At 54.2% G+C, this 2,526-nt stretch carries 2 protein-coding genes and 2 pseudogenes; 1 reads left to right on the top strand and 3 read right to left on the bottom strand.

Features of this window, described 5'->3' with window-relative positions; all coding sequences use genetic code 11:
- Positions 1-896: pseudogene (locus HMPREF3138_RS02195) on the bottom strand (hemagglutinin repeat-containing protein); the annotation flags it as partial.
- Positions 897-933: 37 nt separating this feature from the next.
- Here HMPREF3138_RS02195 and HMPREF3138_RS26945 point away from each other — a divergent pair.
- Positions 934-1,180, top strand: a pseudogene (locus HMPREF3138_RS26945) (hypothetical protein).
- 39 nt (positions 1,181-1,219) lie between these two features.
- Here HMPREF3138_RS26945 and HMPREF3138_RS02200 read toward each other — a convergent pair.
- Entirely contained in the window at positions 1,220-1,597 is a 378-nt protein-coding gene (locus HMPREF3138_RS02200; RefSeq protein ID WP_038876244.1) for a DUF6911 family protein, read from the bottom strand.
- Positions 1,590-2,526 (bottom strand): cytidine deaminase-like fold-containing protein (locus HMPREF3138_RS25015; protein WP_371326900.1); only part of this gene is annotated, 937 nt, incomplete at its 5' end. The genes HMPREF3138_RS25015 and HMPREF3138_RS02200, both read right to left, overlap by 8 nt.

A 2,526-nucleotide genomic window follows, 5' to 3' on the forward strand; every position in this document is an offset into this window, starting at 1 on the left:
GTTGCGCTGTAGTCCGCCTGGTTGTGGATGTCGGTCCAGCCCAGCGTGCCGGTATCAAGGCGGTTGTTCTCTTTGTCCGCTTGGCTTGCAATCACAGCGCCGTCGAGCTGGGTGTGTTCTTTGACCTTGACGTCATACCCGCCCTTGCCCGCAAACAGCCCGGTCTGCTCTTTCACCGAGTCGAAGTTGCTGTGCAGCTTGTCCTTGCTGGCGCTCACGTTGGCTGAGCCGGTCATCGAGCCGAAGGTGAAGCTGCCGCCCGCGCTGGCGTTTTGCTGCCTGGCGTCATAGCGTTCGCTGTCCTGTTCGCTTTCAAGCCGAAGGTCACGGCCCACGTCGACGGTGACCTTTTCGCCGCTGGCCTGAGCGCCGGTAAGCCGGGTGTCGCGGCCGCTGGTCAGGTTGAGATGACTGCCGGCATCCAGGGTGGTTTCGGCATGAGTCAGACCGTTGCCATTCTCATGCCCCTTGCCGGCATTGACGCCGGCCGAGACGCTGATGCCGTACCCGCCCGAACCGGCGCCGATGCCGACACCGACGTTGCCGCCGCGGCTCTCGTTCTTGCCGACGGTGCTTTCGCTGTTCTGCGCCGACTGCAGGGTAATGTCCCGCGCCGCATCGAGCGACAGGTCTTTGCCCGCTTTCAGCTGGCTGCCGGTGATGGCGATATCACCACTCTGTGCATTGTGGTTCTTGCCGTTCGCCGTTATCGACAGGTTTTGCCCGGCGGTGAGCGTGCTGCCCTGCGACTGGCGGCTGTCGGTGCGGGTTTCGCTCTTCGACGACTGGCTGCCGTAGGAAGCGCTGATGCCGACGGTGTTGGTGGCGCCCTGCGCCGCACCCTCGTCGCCCGGCTGCAAGCCGGCAGCGGCGTTTTTCGCCTCCGCCAAGGCGGTCAGTTCACGTCGGGTTTGCCCTTGGCCCCCATGACAACTGACACTTCAGCATCACACACTCTGGAACACGGTCGTCACTGACGAAGCCATATGGAAAGCGCTCTGTGAAGCCAGCCAGTACCGCCACGACCTTGGCGCCGACTGGGTGCGGCAGAACGGTGAGCTGGTGATCGGCGGCGACTGGCTCACCGAGTCCGGCATTGCCTGCGTTGAACAGCTTGAGGTGCGCTGCACCCGGTGTGATTCGGTTGCAGCGGCGAGAGGTGGGCGTTTTCAAAGCGTAAAAAAACAAAAATCCCGGCCAGTTGACCGGGATTCTACTCTCAGTTCAGAAGTTCCGTTGATACGTTGCCAGTATCAAAGAACTCCTTAAAAGCTTTGACAACAAGATCAAAGTCTTTTGTGGCCTGCCTTGCGGACCAATAATCTCCGAGGATCAATACCTTTTCATCCGGTTGAGTTAAATCCGAAAGTGTCATAACCTCATCTTCTTCATTCAAAAAAGTAACCATATAAAGGCCTTTTTCCATTCTCACTTGAATTTCTGAGATTAAATAACCCTCATCATCCAATTTATCCACTGTCACACAACCACTAGATAAACGAAGATTATTTAGTAGGTTATCGATGTCATCCCAGCTATCAGATTTCTTAGTACCGCCTTTGGGCGAACAAGACCAGGAGAGGTGCAACTTACTCATCGTTAGCTCCTTTAATACGGAAGCCTTTCGTACCGGCCTCCCAATATAAAGTCCTGCCTGTACTCTCTTCAAACAAGGTTAGGGACTTAAGCCCAGACTTCTCAGCCATGAGTTTTATATCAGTTAGACAGAAAGAACAAACATCTTGCCCACTCACCGACATAAGCATGTCTTTGCCGTTAGTCATCCCTTTCTCGTAGGCCTGTTGGATCACGCCTATTTCTGCATGAGCTGTGCCCATATTTCCATTAGGGTAATTTTTATCAGGGCGCTTATCTATCTTGGCTTGTACCACATCGTTGATAAGAGTCGGTTTATTAAAATCGGCTAACTGTGAAGGTCTAATACCTTGGTTAGTATCACTGAACTTATTACCGTCAACGTTCCCTTTCGCCACAACCTTCAGATTTGCATCAACAATCTTACTAAGCTGCTTCGCTGCCGCTGAACCAAGCACAGGAGTCAACGAGGCCGCTACAGCCTTCATCCCATCATAGGTTTCGATGTAGGCCTCTGCCGTAGCCTTATCTACGCCAAGCTGCACCATGGCATAGTTCACCATCGCATCTTTCACCTGTTGTTGATTCTGTGCATCAACACTGGTGATATTCAACAGGTTCACTATCTGGCCGTAAGCATCTGCGTATTGCTGGCTCACCTTCGAGTTGTACGGCCCGGTTTCATACTCACCTTTGGCAGCGATAACTTCCAGTCTCGCACTCGCACAGGCCGCGCTAGCTGCGCCACCGTTACCGCAGGCTTCGATCACTTTCTTGTCGCTGGCGATGTCCTTTTCACGCAGTTCATTGATCTTCTGCTGGGCCTGCTCACGCTCTGCCGGGTCGTTGCTGTTCTGGAGTTTCTGCTTCGCCAGTTCAAGCTCGGTCTTCTCCTGAACGCTCAGATAGTTATTCTCCACCGCATTCTTA

Source organism: Serratia sp. HMSC15F11 (assembly GCF_001808215.1).
Lineage (GTDB): Bacteria > Pseudomonadota > Gammaproteobacteria > Enterobacterales > Enterobacteriaceae > Serratia > Serratia nevei.

What these genes read in the sequence shown, in the direction of transcription:
- HMPREF3138_RS02200 (WP_038876244.1), bottom strand. Translation starts at nt 1,597, where the DNA reads ATGAGTAAGTTGCACCTCTCCTGGTCTTGTTCGCCCAAAGGCGGTACT.